At 45.3% G+C, this 17,785-nt stretch carries 22 protein-coding genes and 3 tRNA genes; 3 read left to right on the forward strand and 22 right to left on the reverse strand.

From position 1 onward, the window contains the following. Positions 1-89: 89 nt before the first annotated feature. The 6 genes from ACEPPX_RS07355 to ACEPPX_RS07380 form a co-directional block, all read right to left on the reverse strand. The gene (locus tag ACEPPX_RS07355; RefSeq protein ID WP_416623524.1) at positions 90-968 is read right to left on the reverse strand and encodes a hypothetical protein; all 879 of its coding nucleotides are present in this window, start codon (positions 966-968) and stop codon (positions 90-92) included. Further along, entirely contained in the window at positions 965-2,707 is a 1,743-nt protein-coding gene (locus tag ACEPPX_RS07360) for a bifunctional biotin--[acetyl-CoA-carboxylase] ligase/type III pantothenate kinase (protein ID WP_416623525.1), read from the reverse strand. The genes ACEPPX_RS07355 and ACEPPX_RS07360 overlap by 4 nt, the downstream gene beginning before the upstream one ends. Further along, positions 2,704-3,210: an adenylyltransferase/cytidyltransferase family protein gene (locus ACEPPX_RS07365; protein WP_416623526.1), complete on the reverse strand. Its 507-nt coding sequence runs from the start codon at positions 3,208-3,210 to the stop codon at positions 2,704-2,706. The genes ACEPPX_RS07360 and ACEPPX_RS07365 overlap by 4 nt, the downstream gene beginning before the upstream one ends. 239 nt (positions 3,211-3,449) lie before the next feature. After that, positions 3,450-3,525, reverse strand: a tRNA-His gene (locus tag ACEPPX_RS07370). Positions 3,526-3,541: 16 nt separating this feature from the next. Continuing rightward, a tRNA-Arg gene (locus ACEPPX_RS07375) sits at positions 3,542-3,618 on the reverse strand. 41 nt (positions 3,619-3,659) lie between these two features. Beyond that, positions 3,660-3,737, reverse strand: a tRNA-Pro gene (locus ACEPPX_RS07380). Positions 3,738-3,975: 238 nt separating this feature from the next. On the opposite strand from ACEPPX_RS07380, the gene folD reads away from it, so the two are divergent. From folD to ACEPPX_RS07395, 3 genes are all read left to right on the forward strand, one after another. Next, positions 3,976-4,833, forward strand: a complete 858-nt coding sequence (gene folD, locus ACEPPX_RS07385) for a bifunctional methylenetetrahydrofolate dehydrogenase/methenyltetrahydrofolate cyclohydrolase FolD (RefSeq protein WP_416623527.1) — start codon at positions 3,976-3,978, stop codon at positions 4,831-4,833. A gap of 216 nt (positions 4,834-5,049) precedes the next feature. Next, on the forward strand, positions 5,050-5,919 hold the full coding sequence (gene purU, locus ACEPPX_RS07390) for a formyltetrahydrofolate deformylase (RefSeq protein WP_416623528.1): 870 nt from the start codon (positions 5,050-5,052) through the stop codon (positions 5,917-5,919). Further along, on the forward strand, positions 5,862-6,482 hold the full coding sequence (locus ACEPPX_RS07395; RefSeq protein ID WP_416623529.1) for a hypothetical protein: 621 nt from the start codon (positions 5,862-5,864) through the stop codon (positions 6,480-6,482). The genes purU and ACEPPX_RS07395 overlap by 58 nt, the downstream gene beginning before the upstream one ends. A 121-nt stretch (positions 6,483-6,603) precedes the next feature. Here ACEPPX_RS07395 and rnhB read toward each other — a convergent pair whose 3' ends face one another. From rnhB to rpsE, 16 genes are all read right to left on the reverse strand, one after another. Next, on the reverse strand, positions 6,604-7,194 hold the full coding sequence (gene rnhB, locus ACEPPX_RS07400; RefSeq protein WP_416623530.1) for a ribonuclease HII: 591 nt from the start codon (positions 7,192-7,194) through the stop codon (positions 6,604-6,606). Between the two features lie 200 nt (positions 7,195-7,394). Next, positions 7,395-8,564 (reverse strand): lipid-A-disaccharide synthase, encoded by a 1,170-nt coding sequence (gene lpxB, locus ACEPPX_RS07405; RefSeq protein WP_416623531.1) that lies wholly within the window; start codon positions 8,562-8,564, stop codon positions 7,395-7,397. A gap of 249 nt (positions 8,565-8,813) precedes the next feature. After that, positions 8,814-9,989: a phosphoglycerate kinase gene (locus ACEPPX_RS07410; protein WP_416623532.1), complete on the reverse strand. Its 1,176-nt coding sequence runs from the start codon at positions 9,987-9,989 to the stop codon at positions 8,814-8,816. A 122-nt stretch (positions 9,990-10,111) separates the two neighbouring features. Then, on the reverse strand, positions 10,112-11,443 hold the full coding sequence (gene miaB, locus ACEPPX_RS07415; RefSeq protein WP_047760976.1) for a tRNA (N6-isopentenyl adenosine(37)-C2)-methylthiotransferase MiaB: 1,332 nt from the start codon (positions 11,441-11,443) through the stop codon (positions 10,112-10,114). A 15-nt stretch (positions 11,444-11,458) separates the two neighbouring features. Next, positions 11,459-11,833 (reverse strand): hypothetical protein, encoded by a 375-nt coding sequence (locus tag ACEPPX_RS07420; RefSeq protein WP_416623533.1) that lies wholly within the window; start codon positions 11,831-11,833, stop codon positions 11,459-11,461. Positions 11,834-12,061: 228 nt separating this feature from the next. Next, positions 12,062-12,448, reverse strand: a complete 387-nt coding sequence (rplQ, locus tag ACEPPX_RS07425; RefSeq protein WP_047760978.1) for a 50S ribosomal protein L17 — start codon at positions 12,446-12,448, stop codon at positions 12,062-12,064. A 24-nt stretch (positions 12,449-12,472) separates the two neighbouring features. Continuing rightward, positions 12,473-13,459, reverse strand: a complete 987-nt coding sequence (locus ACEPPX_RS07430; RefSeq protein ID WP_416623534.1) for a DNA-directed RNA polymerase subunit alpha — start codon at positions 13,457-13,459, stop codon at positions 12,473-12,475. Positions 13,460-13,484: 25 nt separating this feature from the next. Continuing rightward, positions 13,485-14,105 carry a 30S ribosomal protein S4 gene (gene rpsD / locus ACEPPX_RS07435; RefSeq protein WP_047760980.1) on the reverse strand — a complete coding sequence of 207 codons (621 nt, stop codon included), beginning with the start codon at positions 14,103-14,105 and terminating at the stop codon, positions 13,485-13,487. A gap of 18 nt (positions 14,106-14,123) precedes the next feature. Next, on the reverse strand, positions 14,124-14,519 hold the full coding sequence (rpsK, locus tag ACEPPX_RS07440; RefSeq protein ID WP_002216249.1) for a 30S ribosomal protein S11: 396 nt from the start codon (positions 14,517-14,519) through the stop codon (positions 14,124-14,126). A gap of 18 nt (positions 14,520-14,537) precedes the next feature. Beyond that, positions 14,538-14,900: a 30S ribosomal protein S13 gene (gene rpsM / locus ACEPPX_RS07445; RefSeq protein WP_047760981.1), complete on the reverse strand. Its 363-nt coding sequence runs from the start codon at positions 14,898-14,900 to the stop codon at positions 14,538-14,540. A gap of 60 nt (positions 14,901-14,960) precedes the next feature. Further along, on the reverse strand, positions 14,961-15,074 hold the full coding sequence (rpmJ, locus tag ACEPPX_RS07450) for a 50S ribosomal protein L36 (RefSeq protein WP_003697674.1): 114 nt from the start codon (positions 15,072-15,074) through the stop codon (positions 14,961-14,963). A gap of 23 nt (positions 15,075-15,097) precedes the next feature. Next, positions 15,098-15,316, reverse strand: coding sequence for a translation initiation factor IF-1 (gene infA, locus ACEPPX_RS07455; protein ID WP_003684714.1), 219 nt, complete (start codon positions 15,314-15,316; stop codon positions 15,098-15,100). 4 nt (positions 15,317-15,320) lie between these two features. Further along, positions 15,321-16,637, reverse strand: a complete 1,317-nt coding sequence (gene secY / locus ACEPPX_RS07460) for a preprotein translocase subunit SecY (protein WP_416623535.1) — start codon at positions 16,635-16,637, stop codon at positions 15,321-15,323. A gap of 14 nt (positions 16,638-16,651) precedes the next feature. Beyond that, a complete protein-coding gene (gene rplO, locus ACEPPX_RS07465) occupies positions 16,652-17,086 on the reverse strand; it encodes a 50S ribosomal protein L15 (RefSeq protein ID WP_047760983.1) in 435 nt (144 codons plus the stop codon). Between the two features lies 1 nt (position 17,087). Continuing rightward, positions 17,088-17,273, reverse strand: coding sequence for a 50S ribosomal protein L30 (rpmD, locus tag ACEPPX_RS07470; protein WP_047760984.1), 186 nt, complete (start codon positions 17,271-17,273; stop codon positions 17,088-17,090). Next, positions 17,266-17,784, reverse strand: coding sequence for a 30S ribosomal protein S5 (rpsE, locus tag ACEPPX_RS07475; RefSeq protein ID WP_047760985.1), 519 nt, complete (start codon positions 17,782-17,784; stop codon positions 17,266-17,268). Before rpsE ends, rpmD begins: the two co-directional genes overlap by 8 nt. Between the last annotated feature and the right edge of the window lies 1 nt (position 17,785).

Here is a 17,785-nt window from a genome sequence, read left to right on the forward strand (position 1 = left end):
TACAGTCCGATCTGCCACTGCAAACGATACAGTTTTTCTTCTTATGAAGAAATTAAACAAACTTTTGAGTTTTCCTGCCTAATATCGATTTATTTGCATTTGCTGCGATTGAGTTTACCGTAATTACCCACTACCGCATTAATTCCTTGGGCAGCCTTGTCATCAACCGACATAAATAATACGCGCATCCGTGCCACGCTCAGGCTGCTATCTGCAACAGTGCTGCTTTTATCCTCCTGCTCCACGACATTTGCACCACCGAACCCAGCAGCCGCTACACGCGATACCAACACTTGAGCAGCCGATTTACTACGCACCACGCCGATACTGATGTCACCGTTATGCAAAGTACCGGAAAAACCTTTAGCATTCAAGCTATCCAACCTTGCCAAAGCATCTCCCCCGGTAGGCACCAAAACCCGATAGCTCTTGGCCGGAGCAGATGTCTTGGCTCGTGTGCTACTGCGTTGCTCTACCGTACGGGTCGCTGCATGCGGCCATTGGGTCAACAATCCTTTAATCCGGTGGTAATCATCTTCGTCTAAAGTAATACTGGCACTGCATTGTTGCACAGGTTTGGCCTGCACTTGCTCTGGTTGCTTTTCCTGCTCCGCTTCACGGCGGGCGCGCTCTTCACGAGCTTTACGCTCTTGTTCGCGCCTTTGCTGCTCTTTTTGCTTTTCTTCATTCAATAGTTTTTGGCGCTCCCCCTCCGGTATATCGGCGGCGGCAATGATTTCCGCCAAAGGACGCTCTTCGGTAGCAGTAATCCAAGCATCACGCCCATCATCGGAAGCCATCACTTCAGGTGCTGTTTTCAAATCCGGCACCGCCAGTTCCTGACGGCCTGAAGCAACAGGTACTGTCAGCGCGACTACGGCTTTTTGCTTTTCCGCTACGCGTCCCGCCACCATTCCCCCGAAAACGATAATATTGAGTGCAACCAGTACGGCAAAGAGCCATTTCATTGTTGTTCAATCCAGTTGAGTAATCCGTAAATGACGAGATTATCTACAATTTTAATATGATTGTCCAAGCTAAAAGATTCCGGTAAAGCTTGTGCCACCTTGGCCGCACCACCTCCGGTAATCACCACATCCACCGCTTTATCTGCATTAGTTTTTCCACGCAACCGACTATGCATCAGCATTACCGAACCGCAAACCGCATCCATCATACCGCTGGCCAATGCGTTAGAAGTAGTCGTGGGAAACGGGTAAACTTTCCCGATCGGACGATTAAGATTAGCCGTTTTCAGCGCCATAGCCTCCTTCATCAAATGAAAGCCCGGCATAATCGTACCGCCGAGATAATGGTCATCTTCAGTTAACGCATCTACCGTTACTGCCGTACCACAGCTCACCACCACACAAGCATTGCTGCTAAAACGGCGGCTGCCAAGCACGTTAAACCAGCGGTCGGCGCCATGTTCGGCAACATTGCGGTAATGGTTTCGTATCCCTAAAGCATGTTGCATCGAAGAGAGCCATTCGATTTGCTCAGGCAACTGGGCTGCTACCTGTTCTTTTTTCTGCGTACTGCATACGGCACAACCTATAATCTTTTCTACACCGCCCCCCCGCTCTTGCCATTCTTGTCCCAACTTCGACAAATCACGATAAGGCGCACGACCGACGGAAACAATCTGCCCTTGTTCCACCCATGCCCACTTCAACTGACTGTTGCCGCCATCCAATAATAACAAGCGCCTAGGCTTTACCGATGATAGTTTGGGTAAGTCTTCATTCGGCCGCAAACTGATTTCGCCGCTCACTACCTGTTTATTACCCTGCGAAGTTTCCAAGAGCAAAGCCCCGTGTTCCGACACACCTGTCATCACACCCTCTTCTACCACTTCCCCATCCTTGAGCAAGCGTACGGACCGTCCCATATCACGGCTAGCGGCCTCATAGTCCCCCTTCATCGACATAAAACCTGTCTTTTCAAAACGGGAAAAACCATCTGCCAATTGAGCCAATAAAGCATCCAAAATATTATTTGCAGACAATAGCTGAGATGCCGAAGCTGCCTGTACCGATGTGGCTTGCTCCACCGTTTTTGGCAAAACAAAATTCACTCCTACACCCACAACAGCAATACTTTTACCGCCACTGCGTACAGTTTCAATTAAAATACCGCCCAATTTATCACGACCGATAACCAAATCATTAGGCCATTTGATTTGTACCGCTACACCCAAGCTGTCTAAAGCACGACGACAAGCCAAAGCCGCCACCAATGCCAACGCACCCAGCTCGTGTTGTGGCTTATCAAATACCCATCCGAAGCTGAACATCAGACATTCACCCAACCGATGTTGCCAACGGCGCCCTTGCCGTCCGCGGCCATGCGCCTGTTGGTGCGCCACCACCAAAGCCTGATGCACCCGCTGCAGATTTTGCCTCGCCATTTCTAATAAAAGATCATTGCTGGAAGTGCATTCATTTTTTAATGCCGCCCGAAAACCGTAACGGGCAGCAACATTCTTGACTTTGATTTCATCAAACACAGCCAATGGTCTGACCAAACGCCATTGCCCGTCTTGTTGCCGCAACAACCCCCGGATATGCGGCGGCATCTGCTGCCAGACTACATTAATATGTTGGGGCTGTACCCCTGCAATCTGGCTCAATTCGAAAATATGGCAGGCATTACCTTCTGCCAAAGCCGCCAAAAGCTTCCAATGGCGGGGTTTTAGTACAGTCATGTCTGCTGACCCTCTACCCTACGGATTTTAGCCAAGGTTTGCGTAGTTGAGGTTTGGTATAAAAACGGAATCGAATACACTTTTCCACCTCGAGCCAAGGTTTCCTCCGCACCAACTATTTTTTCGGGTGCCCAATCCCCCCCTTTAATCAAAATATCTGGTTTAATTAACTCAATCAATGCAGCCGGCGTATCATCATCGAACCAAGTAACGATATCCACACTTTCCAATGCTGCCACAACATCTACACGATTTTCCAAGGGATTCACCGGCCTATCACTACCCTTGCCCAAACGGCGTACCGACGCATCAGTGTTTAAAGCCAATATCATAGCCGCCCCCATAGCACGCGCTTGAGCAAGATAAGTTACATGGCCTCGATGCAGAATATCAAAGCAGCCGTTGGTAAATACCAGCGGTCGGGGCAAGCCGGCCAATCTCTGCGCCAATTGTTCCGGCGGGCAGATTTTGCGAATAAAGTCGGGTTGAGGCCAATTTTTCATGATTCGACTTTCCTGTCGGCAAAGGGATTTAAAATTAAAGAATAAGCCCGCATCATACCGAAGCCGCTTTATTTAGACAATTAAAGCCGTCTGAATGATTGCAGCCGGCACTCTATAAGAAATATTATGACATATAGACAAAATCTATACCTATAAACCTTAGTTTAAACGGTATAAATTTAAGTGGTGATAAAGATAAAGTAAACCCGCTTCAAGTTGAAGCGGGTTTTGATATGGATTGGGGTGGCTGATGGGGCTCGAACCCACGACAACTGGAATCACAATCCAGGGCTCTACCAACTGAGCTACAGCCACCGCAAAATAAACTTTTTGGCACGCCCGACAGGAATCGAACCTGTAACCGCCCGCTTAGAAGGCGGGTGCTCTATCCGGTTGAGCTACGGGCGCTCTACCTTGTCGTATCGTGCTTACTCTCACGGTGCTAAAACTGGTCGGGGCGGTGGGATTCGAACTCACGACCCCCTGTTCCCAAAACAGGTGCGCTAACCAGACTGCGCTACGCCCCGACGAGAGATGCGAACTATACCCCACAGTCAAAAAAACGTCAAGCAATCGTACTTAAATAAATTACAAAAAATTTTATATCATTAAATTTTAAAGATATTTAGGTAAAACATACCACTTCAAAGATATAGTACCCCCAATATACTTATCTTTACAAAAAGGTGAAATTGCAAACAAAAAATGCGATAATTGCGCCTGTTTTTTCTTTCCTGCCAACCCAATACATAGAGGTCGCCTACGATGACTGCCCAATTAATTAACGGTAAAGAAGTATCCCAACAACGCCTGCAAATAGTAGCCGAAAAAGTAACCGAACGCCAAGCCAAGGGGCTGCGCACACCAGCCTTAGCCGTGATACTGGTCGGCGACGATCCCGCCAGTGCGGTATATGTACGCAATAAAAAAATCGCCTGCGAGAAAGTCGGCTTCAAATCACTTTCATATGAGCTGCCCGCCGACACCTCGCAAGAAACCCTTTTGAAACTGGTAGATGAATTGAATGCCAATCCGGAAGTAGACGGTATTCTTGTACAGCTGCCGTTACCGAAACAAATTGACAGCCAAGTAATCTTGGAGCGGATTTTGCCACACAAAGACGTCGACGGCTTCCACCCTTATAATGTCGGCAGGCTGGTTGTCAAAATGCCCCTGATGCGGCCTTGCACCCCCAAAGGTGTCATGACGCTACTGGAAACCTACGGCATCAATCCCGAAGGAAAAAAAGCAGTGATAGTGGGGGCTTCGAATATTGTCGGCCGCCCTCAGATGCTTGAGTTGCTGCTGGCGCGTGCCACGGTTACCATCTGCCATAGCAAAACAAAAAATTTGGCCGAAGAGGTTTCAGCCGCGGATATCGTAGTGGTAGGAGTTGGTATTCCGAATTTCGTCAAAGGCGAATGGATCAAACCCGGAGCGGTTGTGATTGATGTCGGCATCAACCGTTTACCAGATGGCAAACTCTGCGGTGACGTAGAATTTGATGTTGCCAAAGAGCGTGCGTCTATGATTACCCCCGTTCCGGGCGGTGTGGGTCCGATGACTATTGCTACTTTGCTTGAAAATACCCTCCATGCCGCAGAGTTACACGATCATGCTTAACCGATCTTGGCGTAGGAATATCTCAACTATAGTCTGAAACATATAAGCCCTAGGTATTCCAAATCCACATCTAAATTAGTAATGGCCGTCTGAAAATACTTTTATAAGTTTTCAGACGGCCTTGCCGTATACACTGCGAAAAAAACCGTTTTAAGCTACAATAACCGTTTTTTCGGGAAAAATTCCGAGCAGACAGTATTGCATAAAGATAACAATATGACCGACTCCTCAAAACAAACCGCTACACTCCTGATTACCGCTCCCGACCGTAAAGGCTTGGTACATGCGATTTCCTTATTTCTTTTGGAACACAACGGCAATATTATCCACGCCGACCAACATGAAGATGCTATTGAGAAATTATTCCTGATGCGCGTAGAGTGGGATATGCAAGGTTTTACTCTGCAAACCCGCGAAGCCATCGAAAGGGCCTTCGCTCCTGTAGCCGACGCTTTCGGCATGAGTTGGCAACTACATTTCTCGCACACCCGCCGCCGTATCGCTTTGTTTACCTCACAATACGAACACTGCCTTTCCGATTTGCTACACCGCCACCGTATCGGCGAATTAAACTGCGATATTCCTCTGGTAATCGGCAATCATGATTCAGTACGCGATTTGGTCGAACGCCACGGTATTCCCTTCTATCATATCGTTACGACACGGGAAAATAAGGCGGAGGCCGAAGCACGCCAATTGGCCCTCTTGGAAAAAGCTAATGTTGATACTATAGTATTAGCACGCTATATGCAGATTTTATCGCCCGTATTCGTCCAACAATACCCGAACCAAGTGATTAATATCCACCATAGCTTCTTACCCGCCTTTGATGGTGCGAAACCTTACCATCGAGCCCATGCCCGCGGCGTAAAGCTGATCGGAGCAACCAGCCATTATGTAACTGATGAGCTGGATGAAGGCCCGATTATCGAACAGGAAGTTACTCGCGTTTCACACCGCGACGATATTCCCGACTTAATCGAAAAAGGCCGTGATTTAGAAAAAATCGTACTCGCCCGCGCGGTAAAATGGCATTTGCAAAGCCGCGTACTTTCTTACAACAACAAAACAGTGGTATTCGACTGATGCTTTATCATTTATTACGCGATATGTGGGATGTACTACGGTTACGCTACCGTGAGCCCGAACATTACCGCTACACACCGCCCGCCATTTTCGGCATTCTGCTGCTCACAGGAGCAGTTAACGCGGCCGGTATGTCGCCCCTTTTCGGTAACAGCAACGGCGCCATTGGCTTCACTCTCTTGCTAAGCGTATCCAAATGGCTAGTGTTGGCACGCGTTATGAGCCGCCTGCTGCACTATTACGGTAGTCCGAAGCTGCCGCTGCTCGGGTTTATTCTGATTACCGAGGCTTTGGTTATCCCCTCTTTGGCAGTCATGTATGTTCCGGCACTCGCCTTTGCAGGATTGTTTTGGCAGGTTTGGATTTTTTGGGTGCAGATTATCGGCTTATCAAGAATGAGCGGACAATCCGGTCTTAAAATCTTAATCGGCTATATCGTTTATCTGATGGTCATGCTGGTGGTGGGTATGTTGATACTTACTCTATTCAACCAAATGGGCTGGCTTGACCTTCATGCACTCTCGGAGCAAGTCAATAGCATGATGCAAGAGCCCAAACCTTAAATATATATGTAAATTATTAAAAATGCCGTCTGAAAATATTTTTCAGACGGCATTTTTAATGCGAGAAATAGCAAACTAACAAGCAAAATCCGCTCACTTTCCAATTGCTTGCACCTGCCATTTATTCAAATAATTTGCCTTGTGCCAAAACAGCACGCACAGGGGCGAAATCTTTACGGTGTTCGGCTAATGCGCCGAACTCAGCCAAGGCGGCCAAATGTGCGGCCGTACCGTAACCTTTATGCTTTTCAAAGCCATACTGGGGATAACGTTCGGCTAATGCATACATTTCTGCATCACGCGCTGTTTTAGCCAAAACAGACGCCGCAGAAATCTGCACTACTTTACTGTCTCCTTGAACAACGGCTTCCGCATTGGCGGCCAAATCCTGCGGCACACGGTTACCATCGATACGGATAAGCTGGGGTTCAATCTCCAATCCTTTAACAGCCCGCGTCATTGCCAGCATGGTAGCGTGCAGGATATTCAACTGTGCGATCTCGCCGACGCTTGCTGATGCCACACACCAAGCCAATGCTTGTTCTTTAATGGCCAAAGCCAGCATATCACGCTTTTTTTCACTGAGTTTTTTAGAATCGGTCAGCCCCGGCAAATCATAATCAGAGGGCAGGATAACGGCGGCGGCAAATACGCTGCCTACCAAAGGCCCCCGCCCTGCTTCATCCACTCCTGCAATCAAAATCTGTTCCATTAATTTTCCAGAAACTATTTCGGATTACACCCACCGGTTATTGAAGTAAGCACTAAACTTACTTGCCTTATACGGTAATTATCAGACTAGGCCCTCTGAAAGATGATGATTTTTTCAGACGGCATCTTTACAAGCACCAAATATCAATTTAAGCAAAAGTTATTTTATTAACTATCCGCGCCAGTAGGCCTGAAAATATGTTATACCCGCGCTTCAGCCAAAACAGCGGCTGCGGCCAATGCAGCCGTGTCTTTTTTCAATAACCGGTGCAGCTGATAAAAATCCTGTTTCAATTCGACCACATCTTGCGGTGATTCATACCATTCGGCAACTGCTGCCGCCAATTTTTTCGGTTTGGCTTGTCTCTGTAACAACTCGGGAACGGCTCTCTTACCCAAAAGAATATTAGGCAGCCCTACATACGGTACTTTTATTTTCCGTTTCACATAAGCATAAGTTAACGGCGAAATCTTGTAACTGATCACCATCGGGCGCTTGCACAAAGCCACTTCAAGCGTTGCCGTACCGCTGGTAACCAATACCACATCAGCGGCCGTACACGCCAAATCTGCATGTGCGCTCATCAACTGTACCGGCAAGCCGACAAACTCATCCTGCCCTAAAATTTCCAACAGACGCTGGCGGGTTGCCGAGGTAGCAACCGGCAACAAAAAGCGTGCGCTCGGATAGCGCTGCAGCAACAATTTGGCGGTTCGGAAAAACAGCGGTGCCATATAGTCGATCTCACTCACCCGACTACCCGGCATCAATGTAAATACCGTTTCCCATAAATCAATACGCATCTGTAGCCTTGCTGCCGTTTGGTCCGCATCTAACGGCAAGGTTTGTGCCATCGGATGTCCGACAAATTCTGCCCGCCCGCCCGCAGCCTGATACAGCTGGGGCTCCATCGGGAAGAGGCATAATACGCGGTTCACCTGATGCACAATGGTCTGTACACGCTCACGCCGCCACGCCCATACGGAGGGGCTGACATAGTGCACTGTTGCAATACCTGCTTTTTTCAGTTTCTCCTCTACCCCCAGATTAAAATCAGGGGCATCGATACCGACAAACACATCAGGGCGGATTTTTTTGAGCTCGCTTACCAAACCTTTGCGGATTTTTAAAATCTCAGGCAGCCGTTTCACCACTTCGGCAAAACCGCGAACTGCTAATTTTTCTTGGTCATACAAGCTTTCGATTCCCTGTGCCTGCATGCGCGGCCCACCGATACCGATAAAACGGACATTCGGACACCGCTCTTTAATCGCTGCCATCAAATGGGCCCCGAGTAAATCCCCTGAAGCCTCGCCAGCACATAAAGCAATTGTAATCAATCGGTTGACTGTCGTATGTGTTTGATTCATAAATTTTCATATTTCTTCGGTAGGCGATATTGTACCGAAATTCCATCCGCCTAGTCGGGGTTTATTTATGCTAGTCGTCCAAGCATGCTATGTCCAAGCCTTTATGGCCGACTGTCCGACTTACAGTTTATGCCTTAGAAAAATAATGTGTTTTAATACATCCATAAAGAGGCCGTCTGAAATTTTCAGACGGCCTCAATCAAATAGAAATATTTTTTAATTACATTAACTCAATATCTCTGTTAAACCTTATGCGCGCTTTTCTAAAACTGCCACTGCAGGCAATTCTTTACCTTCTAAAAACTCCAAGAAAGCACCACCACCTGTTGAGATATAACTAATTTGGTCGGTAACGCCGAATTTGGCAATGGCAGCCAGCGTATCTCCGCCGCCTGCTATAGAGAATGCCGAACTATCCGCAATAGCTTTGGCCAACGCTTCGGTACCTCCTGCAAACTGATCAAACTCAAATACACCTACCGGGCCGTTCCAAACAATAGTGCCCGCTGCTTTCAACATATCTGCCAAAGCTTCCGCCGATTTGGGACCAATATCCAAAATCATATCATCTGCACCAACATCTTCTACCGCTTTCACCGTAGCGGGTGCATCTGCTGCAAACTCAGAGGCAACAACAACATCTACCGGCAAAGGAACAACTCCGCCTTTGGCAGCCATTTTAGCCATAATTTGTTTAGACTCTTCTACCAAATCATGTTCTGCCAAAGATTTACCGATGGGCTTCCCTTGCGCAAGTAAAAAAGTATTGGCAATACCGCCGCCGACAATCAATTGATCGACTTTATCAGCCAAACTTTCCAAAATAGTCAGTTTAGTAGAAACTTTACTACCCGCTACAATAGCTACCAACGGGCGAGCCGGATCTTTTAAAGCCTTACCTAAGGCATCCAATTCACTAGCCATCAACACACCGGCGCAGGCAAGCGGCGCAGCTTGCGCAACCGCTTCTGTAGATGCCTGGGCGCGGTGAGCCGTTCCAAAGGCATCATTTACAAATATGTCGCACAGAGCGGCGTAAGCCTTACCCAACTCCAAATCGTTTTTTTTCTCACCTTTATTGATGCGGACATTTTGCAACATCGCCACTTCACCGGCTTGTAAGGCAGGCTTCTTGGTACGCCAATCATTCAAAACTGCGACATCTTTCTCCAAGAGCTTGCCCAGATGCGACGCTACAGGTGCCACATCGTCTTCAGGCTGGAACTCACCCTCGGTAGGACGCCCTAAATGGGTCATTACAATCACAGCCGCACCATTATCCAAACAATAACGGATAGAGGCCAATGAAGCGCGGATACGGGTATCGTCACTGATCTCTCCGTCTTTAAAAGGGACATTCATATCAGCACGGATTAAAACTGTTTTACCCTGCACATTTTGCTCGGTAAGTTTTAAAAAAGCCATGTCGGTTTCCTTATCGGTAAGTTTGCTAAAATTGAACCAATTACGCTGGATGCGCACATTATGGTAAAGCCTATCAAGAAAACCGCTTTACCTAAGGAGAAAGCGGTTTATCCATATGGCTCTTAAGATTCAGAAGTTACAATTTCGCCACGCAATGAGAAAGTAAAGGCCTCTTTAATTTCAATATCCACCATTTGATTAATCAAGCGGTGGTGGCCGGTAAAATTGACTACGCGGTTATTAGCCGTCCGCGCTTGTAACTGTTCCGGATCTTTTTTTGACACCCCTTCAACTAAACAACGCTGTACCGTACCAACCATAGTTTGATTGATGCGCGCTGTTTCAGCCTCAATCACTTCATTCAAAGCTTCCAAACGGCGTACTTTCTCTTCGTGCGGAGTATCATCCGGCAAATTGGCCGCCGGTGTTCCCGGGCGAGGGCTATAAATAAAGACAAAGCTTAAGTCAAACGCAATATCTTTTACCAACTTCAAAGTTTGCTCAAATTCATGTTCGGTTTCTCCAGGAAAGCCAACGATAAAATCAGAACTCAAACATAAATCCGGCCGGATAGCACGAAGTTTTCGAATAATCGATTTATATTCCAAAGCTGTATATCCGCGCTTCATTGCAGATAATACACGATCGGACCCACTCTGAATCGGCAAATGCAAATGCGATACTAATTTCGGTAAATCCCGGTAACACTCAATAATGCGATCACTAAACTCACGTGGGTGGCTCGTAGTGAAACGTATACGCTCTATACCCGGAATTTCATGCACAACTCTCAGGAGCATAGCAAAATCACATACTTCACCATCATCCATTAAACCTCTGTAGGCATTTACATTTTGCCCGAGCAAATTAATTTCTTTTACCCCTTGCTGAGCCAAATTGGCAATTTCAGTAAGCACATCATTTAACGGCCGGGAAAACTCTTCTCCACGAGTATAAGGTACTACACAGAAGCTACAATATTTAGAGCACCCCTCCATAATAGATACAAAGGCACTTCCTCCCTCTACTCTAGCCGGAGGCAAATGATCAAATTTTTCGATCTCCGGAAATGAAATATCTACTTGAGCCCGGCCTGTTTCCTTCTTCTCCTGAATCATACCCGGCAAACGGTGTAAAGTTTGAGGACCGAACACTACATCAACAAACGGAGCTCGCTTAACAATTGCCTCCCCTTCTTGGGAAGCAACGCACCCACCAACACCAATAATTAAATTAGGATTTTTAGCTTTTAATGGCTTAACTCTTCCTAAGTCTGAAAATACCTTTTCCTGTGCCTTCTCTCGCACAGAACATGTGTTAAACAGAATAATATCGGCTTCTTCAGCTTCACTAACTTGAACCAAATCATCTCCTTCGGCCAATACGGACAGCATCTTTTCACTGTCATATTCATTCATCTGACAACCAAAGGTACGAATAAATACTTTTTTCATCTTAAAATAATTCCACTACTGTTGCTGAGCCGCACGCTGTTGAAAAACATAATGTTCAGGCTCAGTTAAAATCCAAATTTCATTAATATTATTGCTACCGTCTCGACGTATGGCTACTGCTTTTCCCATATAGGCAGCCAGCTTTCCCCGTACAATAAAACGATTTCGCTCATCTCGGATACGCACATCTTGTGTGACCTGTAATACTTTACTATTATCCAGCCAGCCTAAAGTCAAAAGCTGAATCCATGAGATACCATTATGCCCTAAAGCAATATTTGGATAATCGACCTGTTTTAAAACAGCAATATCCATGTCTTCTGGAATAACCCTTTGCGCCCACGTAACCGATGATAAAAACAATATTACCAAGGTCAACCAACGAAACATAAGTCTCCCCTTTACTATCTATTATTGATCTAGCAATAGCTTGAATTTTATCATAAAGCATATACACTCTCGGATAAAATATCAGTCAATTTGGAAAAGACACTATTAAATACAAATTAAGTACTTACATAATGTTTGTTTAGATTCAATGCTTTCTTTATGAGCCAGATTCTTTTTCTACAAAGAAAGAAAACCAGCCTTACGGCTGGTTTTTAACTGAAACATGAATTAGGCTTGTTCCGTTACTTCAATTTCAACGGCTTTATCAACAAGCTCTACTAATGCCAAAGGAGCATTGTCACCCTTACGGAAGCCATATTTTAAAATACGAACATAACCACCATTACGGGCTTCAAATCGCGGGCCCAACTCGTCAAACAATTTCACCACAACATCACGATCACGAGTGCGGTTAAAAGCCAAACGACGGTTAGCCAAAGATGGCTTCTTACCTAAAGTAATCAATGGTTCTACTACACGACGCAACTCTTTTGCTTTAGGCAAAGTAGTTACGATAGTTTCATGGGTCAACAAAGAGTTTGCCATGTTACGCAGCATAGCAGCACGATGGCTGCTGGTGCGGTTTAATTTACGATTACCATTACGATGACGCATGTCATTATCCTTTAATCTACAAACTTACGGCTTTTCTAAGCCTACAGGCGGCCAAGCTTCCAGCTTCGATCCCAACGTCAAACCTTTAGACGCTAGTACCTCTTTAATTTCATTTAAAGATTTACGGCCTAAATTCGGTGTTTTTAACAACTCGGTCTCAGTACGTTGGATCAAATCACCAATATAATAAATATCTTCAGCTTTCAGGCAGTTGGCTGAACGTACTGTCAGTTCCAAATCATCAACCGGGCGCAGCAAAATAGGATCAATCGGAGGTGCTTTCTCTTCAACCTCTTCAACAGGTGTGCCTTGTAAATCCGCGAAAATCGACATTTGGTCGATTAAAATCCGAGCGGCACTACGCACGGCCTCTTCAGGATCGATAGACCCATCTGTTTCGATATCCAGTACCAAGCGATCCAAGTCTGTACGCTGCTCAACGCGTGCAGGTTCTACCTCAAAGCTAACACGGCTGATGGGCGAAAAGCTCGCATCCAATTGAATAGCACCAATTTGCTTATTATCATCGCGTACTGCACGGCGACCTGAAACAGATTGATAACCACGGCCTTGCTCAACTTTGATTTCCATCTCAATGCTGCCATTATCTGATAAATGGCAAATCACATGACTAGGATTGATGATTTCCACATCATGTGGCAAATCAATATCAGAAGCAAGCACGGGGCCCGCTCCTGACTTCTTCAAAGTTAACAATACTTGTTCCCGACCATGTAGCTTGAAAACCACTCCTTTCAAGTTCAGTAAAATATCTACGACATCTTCCTGAACACCGTCTAAGGTGGAATATTCATGCAGCACACCCGCAATGACTACTTCAGTCGGAGCAAAACCATTCATGGATGACAGTAAGATACGGCGCAAAGCATTACCCAAAGTATGGCCAAAGCCACGCTCAAAAGGTTGCATAGATACCTTGGCACGACTTGCAGACAAGGTATTCACATCAATCTGGCGGGGTTTCAAAAATTCAGAAGCGCTGTTTTGCATTTAACTGTCCCTCACTGAGCTAGCGTTATTTAGAGTAGAACTCAACCACCAGCTGTTCATTAATATCGCCAGTTAACTCTGAGCGATCAGGCATATTTTTGAATACACCTTCCATTTTGTTCGCATCAACAGCAACCCAAGAAGGCATACCGATTTGAGCAGCCAAGCCCAAAGCTTCTTGAATACGAACTTGTTTTTTTGCTTTTTCGCGAACGGCAACCACATCGCCTGCCTTCACCTGGAAAGAAGGGATATTTACAACCTGACCGTTTACGGTAATAGCTTTGTGGGATACCAATTGACGAGCTTCTGCACGGGTAGAACCAAAACCCATTCGATATACCACATTATCCAAACGTGACTCTAACAATTGCAGCAACAACTCACCCGTAGAACCTTTGCGGCGAGAAGCCTCTGCAAAATAACGACGGAATTGGCGCTCCAACACTCCGTAAATACGGCGAATTTTTTGTTTCTCACGCAATTGTAAACCATAATCAGACAAGCGGGGCTTACGTGCACCATGCTGCCCAGGGGCAGAATCTAATTTACATTTAGATTCTAAAGAGCGACGTGCACTCTTCAAAAATAAATCTGTGCCTTCACGGCGGGATAATTTACATTTTGGGCCGATATAACGTGCCATATCTCAATCACTCCAATATTAAATACGACGTTTTTTAGGCGGACGGCAACCGTTATGAGGCAACGGGGTAACGTCGGTAATGCTGGTAATCTTGAAGCCAAGAGCGTTGAGCGCACGAACAGAAGATTCACGACCGGGGCCAGGGCCTTTAATGCGAACTTCTAAATTTTTAACGCCATACTCTTGGGCAACTTTACCAGCGGCTTCCGCAGCTACTTGAGCTGCAAATGGTGTACTTTTACGCGAACCTTTAAAACCAGCGCCGCCAGAGGTAGCCCAAGACAATGCATTGCCTTGACGGTCAGTGATAGTAATGATGGTATTGTTAAAAGATGCATGTACATGCACAATACCTTCACTTACGGTTTTGCGTACTTTTTTACGTACACGCGAGGCTGTGTTTGCTTTAGCCATTAATCAAATCCTTAAAAATTATTTCTTACCGGCAATCGCTTTGCGCGGACCTTTACGGGTACGGGCATTGGTACGGGTGCGTTGGCCACGGCACGGCAAGCCGCGGCGATGACGAAAGCCACGATAGCATCCCATATCCATCAAGCGCTTGATACTCATAGTCACTTCGCGGCGCAAATCACCTTCTACTTCATACTTGGCAACTTGCTCACGTAAAGCATCTAACTGGTTCTCGTCCAAGTCTTTTACTTTAGTGCTAGCCACTATACCAGCAGCCTCACAAATCAACTTAGCACGAGTAGCACCAATACCATAAATGGCTTGCAAACCAATTACGATATGGGCGTTATTAGGGATATTTACCCCTGCAATACGAGCCATATTTTTTCCTTTAGGGCAAAAAGTCTTTTACTATACCACGATTTTATTACCAAAGCAAAATTAGCCTTGACGTTGTTTGTGGCGAGGGTCAGTACAAATTACACGTACTACACGATTACGGCGAATAATCTTGCAATTACGGCAAATTTTCTTAACGGAAGGTTGTACACGCATTACTTAATCCTTTCTTTATGTAATTACCGGGCCCGGAATACAATACGAGCACGAGTTAAGTCATAAGGTGTTAGCTCAACAGTAACCTTATCACCTGGAGAGATTCGGATATAGTGCATCCGCATTTTTCCCGATATATGACCAAGTACTACATGATCATTCTCAAGTTTTACCTTGAATGTTGCATTTGGCAAGGTTTCTAAAATCTCACCCTGCATTTGTATGGTATCTTCTTTAGCCATAGTTTTATTTACGAGACAATGATTTCATATCTGAGCGCTTCATCAAATGCTCATATTGCTGAGTCATCCGATAAGATGCAATTTGTGTACTAAAATCCATAGTCACAACCACTAAGATCAGCAAAGAGGTTCCACCTAAATAAAAAGGAACATTTACCGCAGTAGTTAAGAACTCAGGAATCAAACAGATAATTGTGATATATAAAGCACCAAAAAAAGTTAACCGAAGTACTACTTTTTCCAAATATTTTGAAGTTTGCTCGCCGGGGCGAATACCTGGCACAAATGCTCCGCTTTTTTTCAAATTCTCAGCCATTTCTCTCGGACTAAAAACCAATGCCGTATAAAAATAACAAAAGAAAATAATTGTTGCAGCAAATAGCAAAATATATATAGGTTGGCCATGCTGCAATACAGCAGCAGTTTTATGTAACCAACTATCTGTGTTAGTCGCCCCAAACAATCCCAAAATAGTTGCCGGAAACATAATGATGCTAGAAGCAAAAATAGGAGGGATAACCCCTGCCATATTTAATTTAAATGGCATATGCGTAGCTTGGCCTTGAACAAAACGGCTACTACCAACTTGCCTCTTAGCGTAATGTACAGGAATCTTTCTTTGGGCACTTTCAAAAACTACAACTATATATACCAGCAATAAAGCACCTATTACAATTGCCACAGCCGCCAACATGCTCATAGAACCTTGGCTAGTTAGCGTCAAAAGCTTAGAAATGCCTGCTGGGATACCTGCTGCAATGCCTGCCGCAATGATCAATGAAATACCATTGCCTATACCACGTTCAGTAATTTGCTCACCTAACCACATCAAAAACATGGTTCCTGTTACCAAACAAATAATAGTTGATGCAAAAAATTCAAATTGAGGAGCAACAACAATATTTTGCTGATATACAAATGTAGCAACACCAAAACTTTGGAAAACAGCCAGCAATACAGTGCCATATCGGGTATATTTCGTAATAACTCGGCGACCTGCTTCACCTTCTTTTTTCAAAGCTTTTAAGGAGGGAAAGATTTCAGAGGCCAGTTGTACGATAATAGAAGCCGAGATATATGGCATTATGCCGATAGCAAAGATACTAAAGCGCTCTAGCGACCCGCCGGAAAACATGTTCAACATGCCCAACATGCCGCTACTTGCGCTTTCATATAGCTTAGCCAACGCGACTGCATCTACACCCGGAACAGGAATGTGGGCTCCAATACGAAATACAATGAGCGCCCCCAACAAAAATAATAACCGGTTTTTCAGCTCACCAAACTTAGATAGTTCTGATGAAGATTGTCGATTAGCCACGTTCGATCCTAGCTTTACTCTTCTACTTTACCACCAGCAGCTTCAATTGCAGCTTTGGCACCTTTAGTTGCTTTAATGCCTTTCAAAGTCACTGCCTTATTAATTTCACCAGAAGCAATAACTTTAACACTCAATGCATTAGCTGAAACCAAACCAGCCTGCTTAAGTGATAGAACATCAATTTCTTCTACAGCAACCAATGCAAGCTCACCTAAACGAACTTCCGCAGCTGAAGATGCTGTCAAAGATTTAAAGCCACGCTTAGGCAAACGGCGTTGTAAAGGCATTTGACCGCCTTCAAATCCTACTTTATGAAAACCGCCTGCACGACTTTTTTGGCCCTTATGACCACGGCCCGCAGTTTTACCTAAACCGCTACCAATACCACGACCAACGCGGCGCTTTGCATGAGTAGCACCTTCTGCAGGCTGAATAGTATTTAAAAACATGTTATGACTCCACTTTCAAAAGGTAGCTGATCTTATTGATCATGCCACGATTTTCGGGGGTATCCAATACTTCAACAGTATGTTCACGACGGCGTAGACCCAAACCACGAGCACAAGCACGATGTGACTCAATAGTACCAATCAAGCTTTTAGCCAAAGTCACTTTAATCTTTTTTTGCTCACTCATGCTCAGCTCCCAAAATTTGTTCTACGGTCAAGCCGCGTTTTGCTGCAATATCAGCAGGAGTATATAGTTTTGACAAGCCATCCAAAGTTGCACGTACAATATTATATGGATTAGTAGAGCCGTGTACTTTTGCGGAAATATTATGAATGCCCATTGCATCAAATACCAAACGCATGGGTCCACCAGCCTTTACACCACTACCTTCTTTGGCAGGTTGCATAAAGACACGAGTCGCACCATGGCGGCCAATTACTTCATGATGAATAGTGCCATTTTTCAACGGTACTTTGATCATATTACGGCGTGCTTGATCCATAGCTTTTTGTACGGCTACAGGAACCTCTTTCGATTTACCTTTACCCATACCAATACGACCATCGCCATCACCAACTACTGTCAAGGCAGAAAAAGCCATAATACGGCCACCTTTTACTACCTTAGTGACACGGTTAACGGCAACCATTTTTTCTACCAAGCCGTCACCGCGTTCTTCAATTTCATGTTTTGCCATC

The sequence above is a fragment of the Neisseria sp. S1 genome, assembly GCF_048060015.1.
Taxonomy (GTDB): domain Bacteria; phylum Pseudomonadota; class Gammaproteobacteria; order Burkholderiales; family Neisseriaceae; genus Neisseria; species Neisseria arctica.

Bases quoted from the DNA above. Each gene is read 5' to 3' on its own strand.
- ACEPPX_RS07355 (WP_416623524.1), bottom strand. From the start codon at position 968: ATGAAATGGCTCTTTGCCGTACTGGTTGCACTCAATATTATCGTTTTC.
- ACEPPX_RS07360 (WP_416623525.1), bottom strand. From the start codon at position 2,707: ATGACTGTACTAAAACCCCGCCATTGGAAGCTTTTGGCGGCTTTGGCA.
- ACEPPX_RS07365 (WP_416623526.1), bottom strand. From the start codon at position 3,210: ATGAAAAATTGGCCTCAACCCGACTTTATTCGCAAAATCTGCCCGCCG.
- folD (WP_416623527.1), top strand. From the start codon at position 3,976: ATGACTGCCCAATTAATTAACGGTAAAGAAGTATCCCAACAACGCCTG.
- purU (WP_416623528.1), top strand. From the start codon at position 5,050: ATGACCGACTCCTCAAAACAAACCGCTACACTCCTGATTACCGCTCCC.
- ACEPPX_RS07395 (WP_416623529.1), top strand. From the start codon at position 5,862: ATGGCATTTGCAAAGCCGCGTACTTTCTTACAACAACAAAACAGTGGT.
- rnhB (WP_416623530.1), bottom strand. From the start codon at position 7,194: ATGGAACAGATTTTGATTGCAGGAGTGGATGAAGCAGGGCGGGGGCCT.
- lpxB (WP_416623531.1), bottom strand. From the start codon at position 8,564: ATGAATCAAACACATACGACAGTCAACCGATTGATTACAATTGCTTTA.
- ACEPPX_RS07410 (WP_416623532.1), bottom strand. From the start codon at position 9,989: ATGGCTTTTTTAAAACTTACCGAGCAAAATGTGCAGGGTAAAACAGTT.
- miaB (WP_047760976.1), bottom strand. From the start codon at position 11,443: ATGAAAAAAGTATTTATTCGTACCTTTGGTTGTCAGATGAATGAATAT.
- ACEPPX_RS07420 (WP_416623533.1), bottom strand. From the start codon at position 11,833: ATGTTTCGTTGGTTGACCTTGGTAATATTGTTTTTATCATCGGTTACG.
- rplQ (WP_047760978.1), bottom strand. From the start codon at position 12,448: ATGCGTCATCGTAATGGTAATCGTAAATTAAACCGCACCAGCAGCCAT.
- ACEPPX_RS07430 (WP_416623534.1), bottom strand. From the start codon at position 13,459: ATGCAAAACAGCGCTTCTGAATTTTTGAAACCCCGCCAGATTGATGTG.
- rpsD (WP_047760980.1), bottom strand. From the start codon at position 14,105: ATGGCACGTTATATCGGCCCAAAATGTAAATTATCCCGCCGTGAAGGC.
- rpsK (WP_002216249.1), bottom strand. From the start codon at position 14,519: ATGGCTAAAGCAAACACAGCCTCGCGTGTACGTAAAAAAGTACGCAAA.
- rpsM (WP_047760981.1), bottom strand. From the start codon at position 14,900: ATGGCTCGTATTGCAGGGGTAAATATCCCTAATAACGCCCATATCGTA.
- rpmJ (WP_003697674.1), bottom strand. From the start codon at position 15,074: ATGCGTGTACAACCTTCCGTTAAGAAAATTTGCCGTAATTGCAAGATT.
- infA (WP_003684714.1), bottom strand. From the start codon at position 15,316: ATGGCTAAAGAAGATACCATACAAATGCAGGGTGAGATTTTAGAAACC.
- rplO (WP_047760983.1), bottom strand. From the start codon at position 17,086: ATGTTTTTAAATACTATTCAGCCTGCAGAAGGTGCTACTCATGCAAAG.
- rpmD (WP_047760984.1), bottom strand. From the start codon at position 17,273: ATGAGTGAGCAAAAAAAGATTAAAGTGACTTTGGCTAAAAGCTTGATT.
- rpsE (WP_047760985.1), bottom strand. From the start codon at position 17,784: ATGGCAAAACATGAAATTGAAGAACGCGGTGACGGCTTGGTAGAAAAA.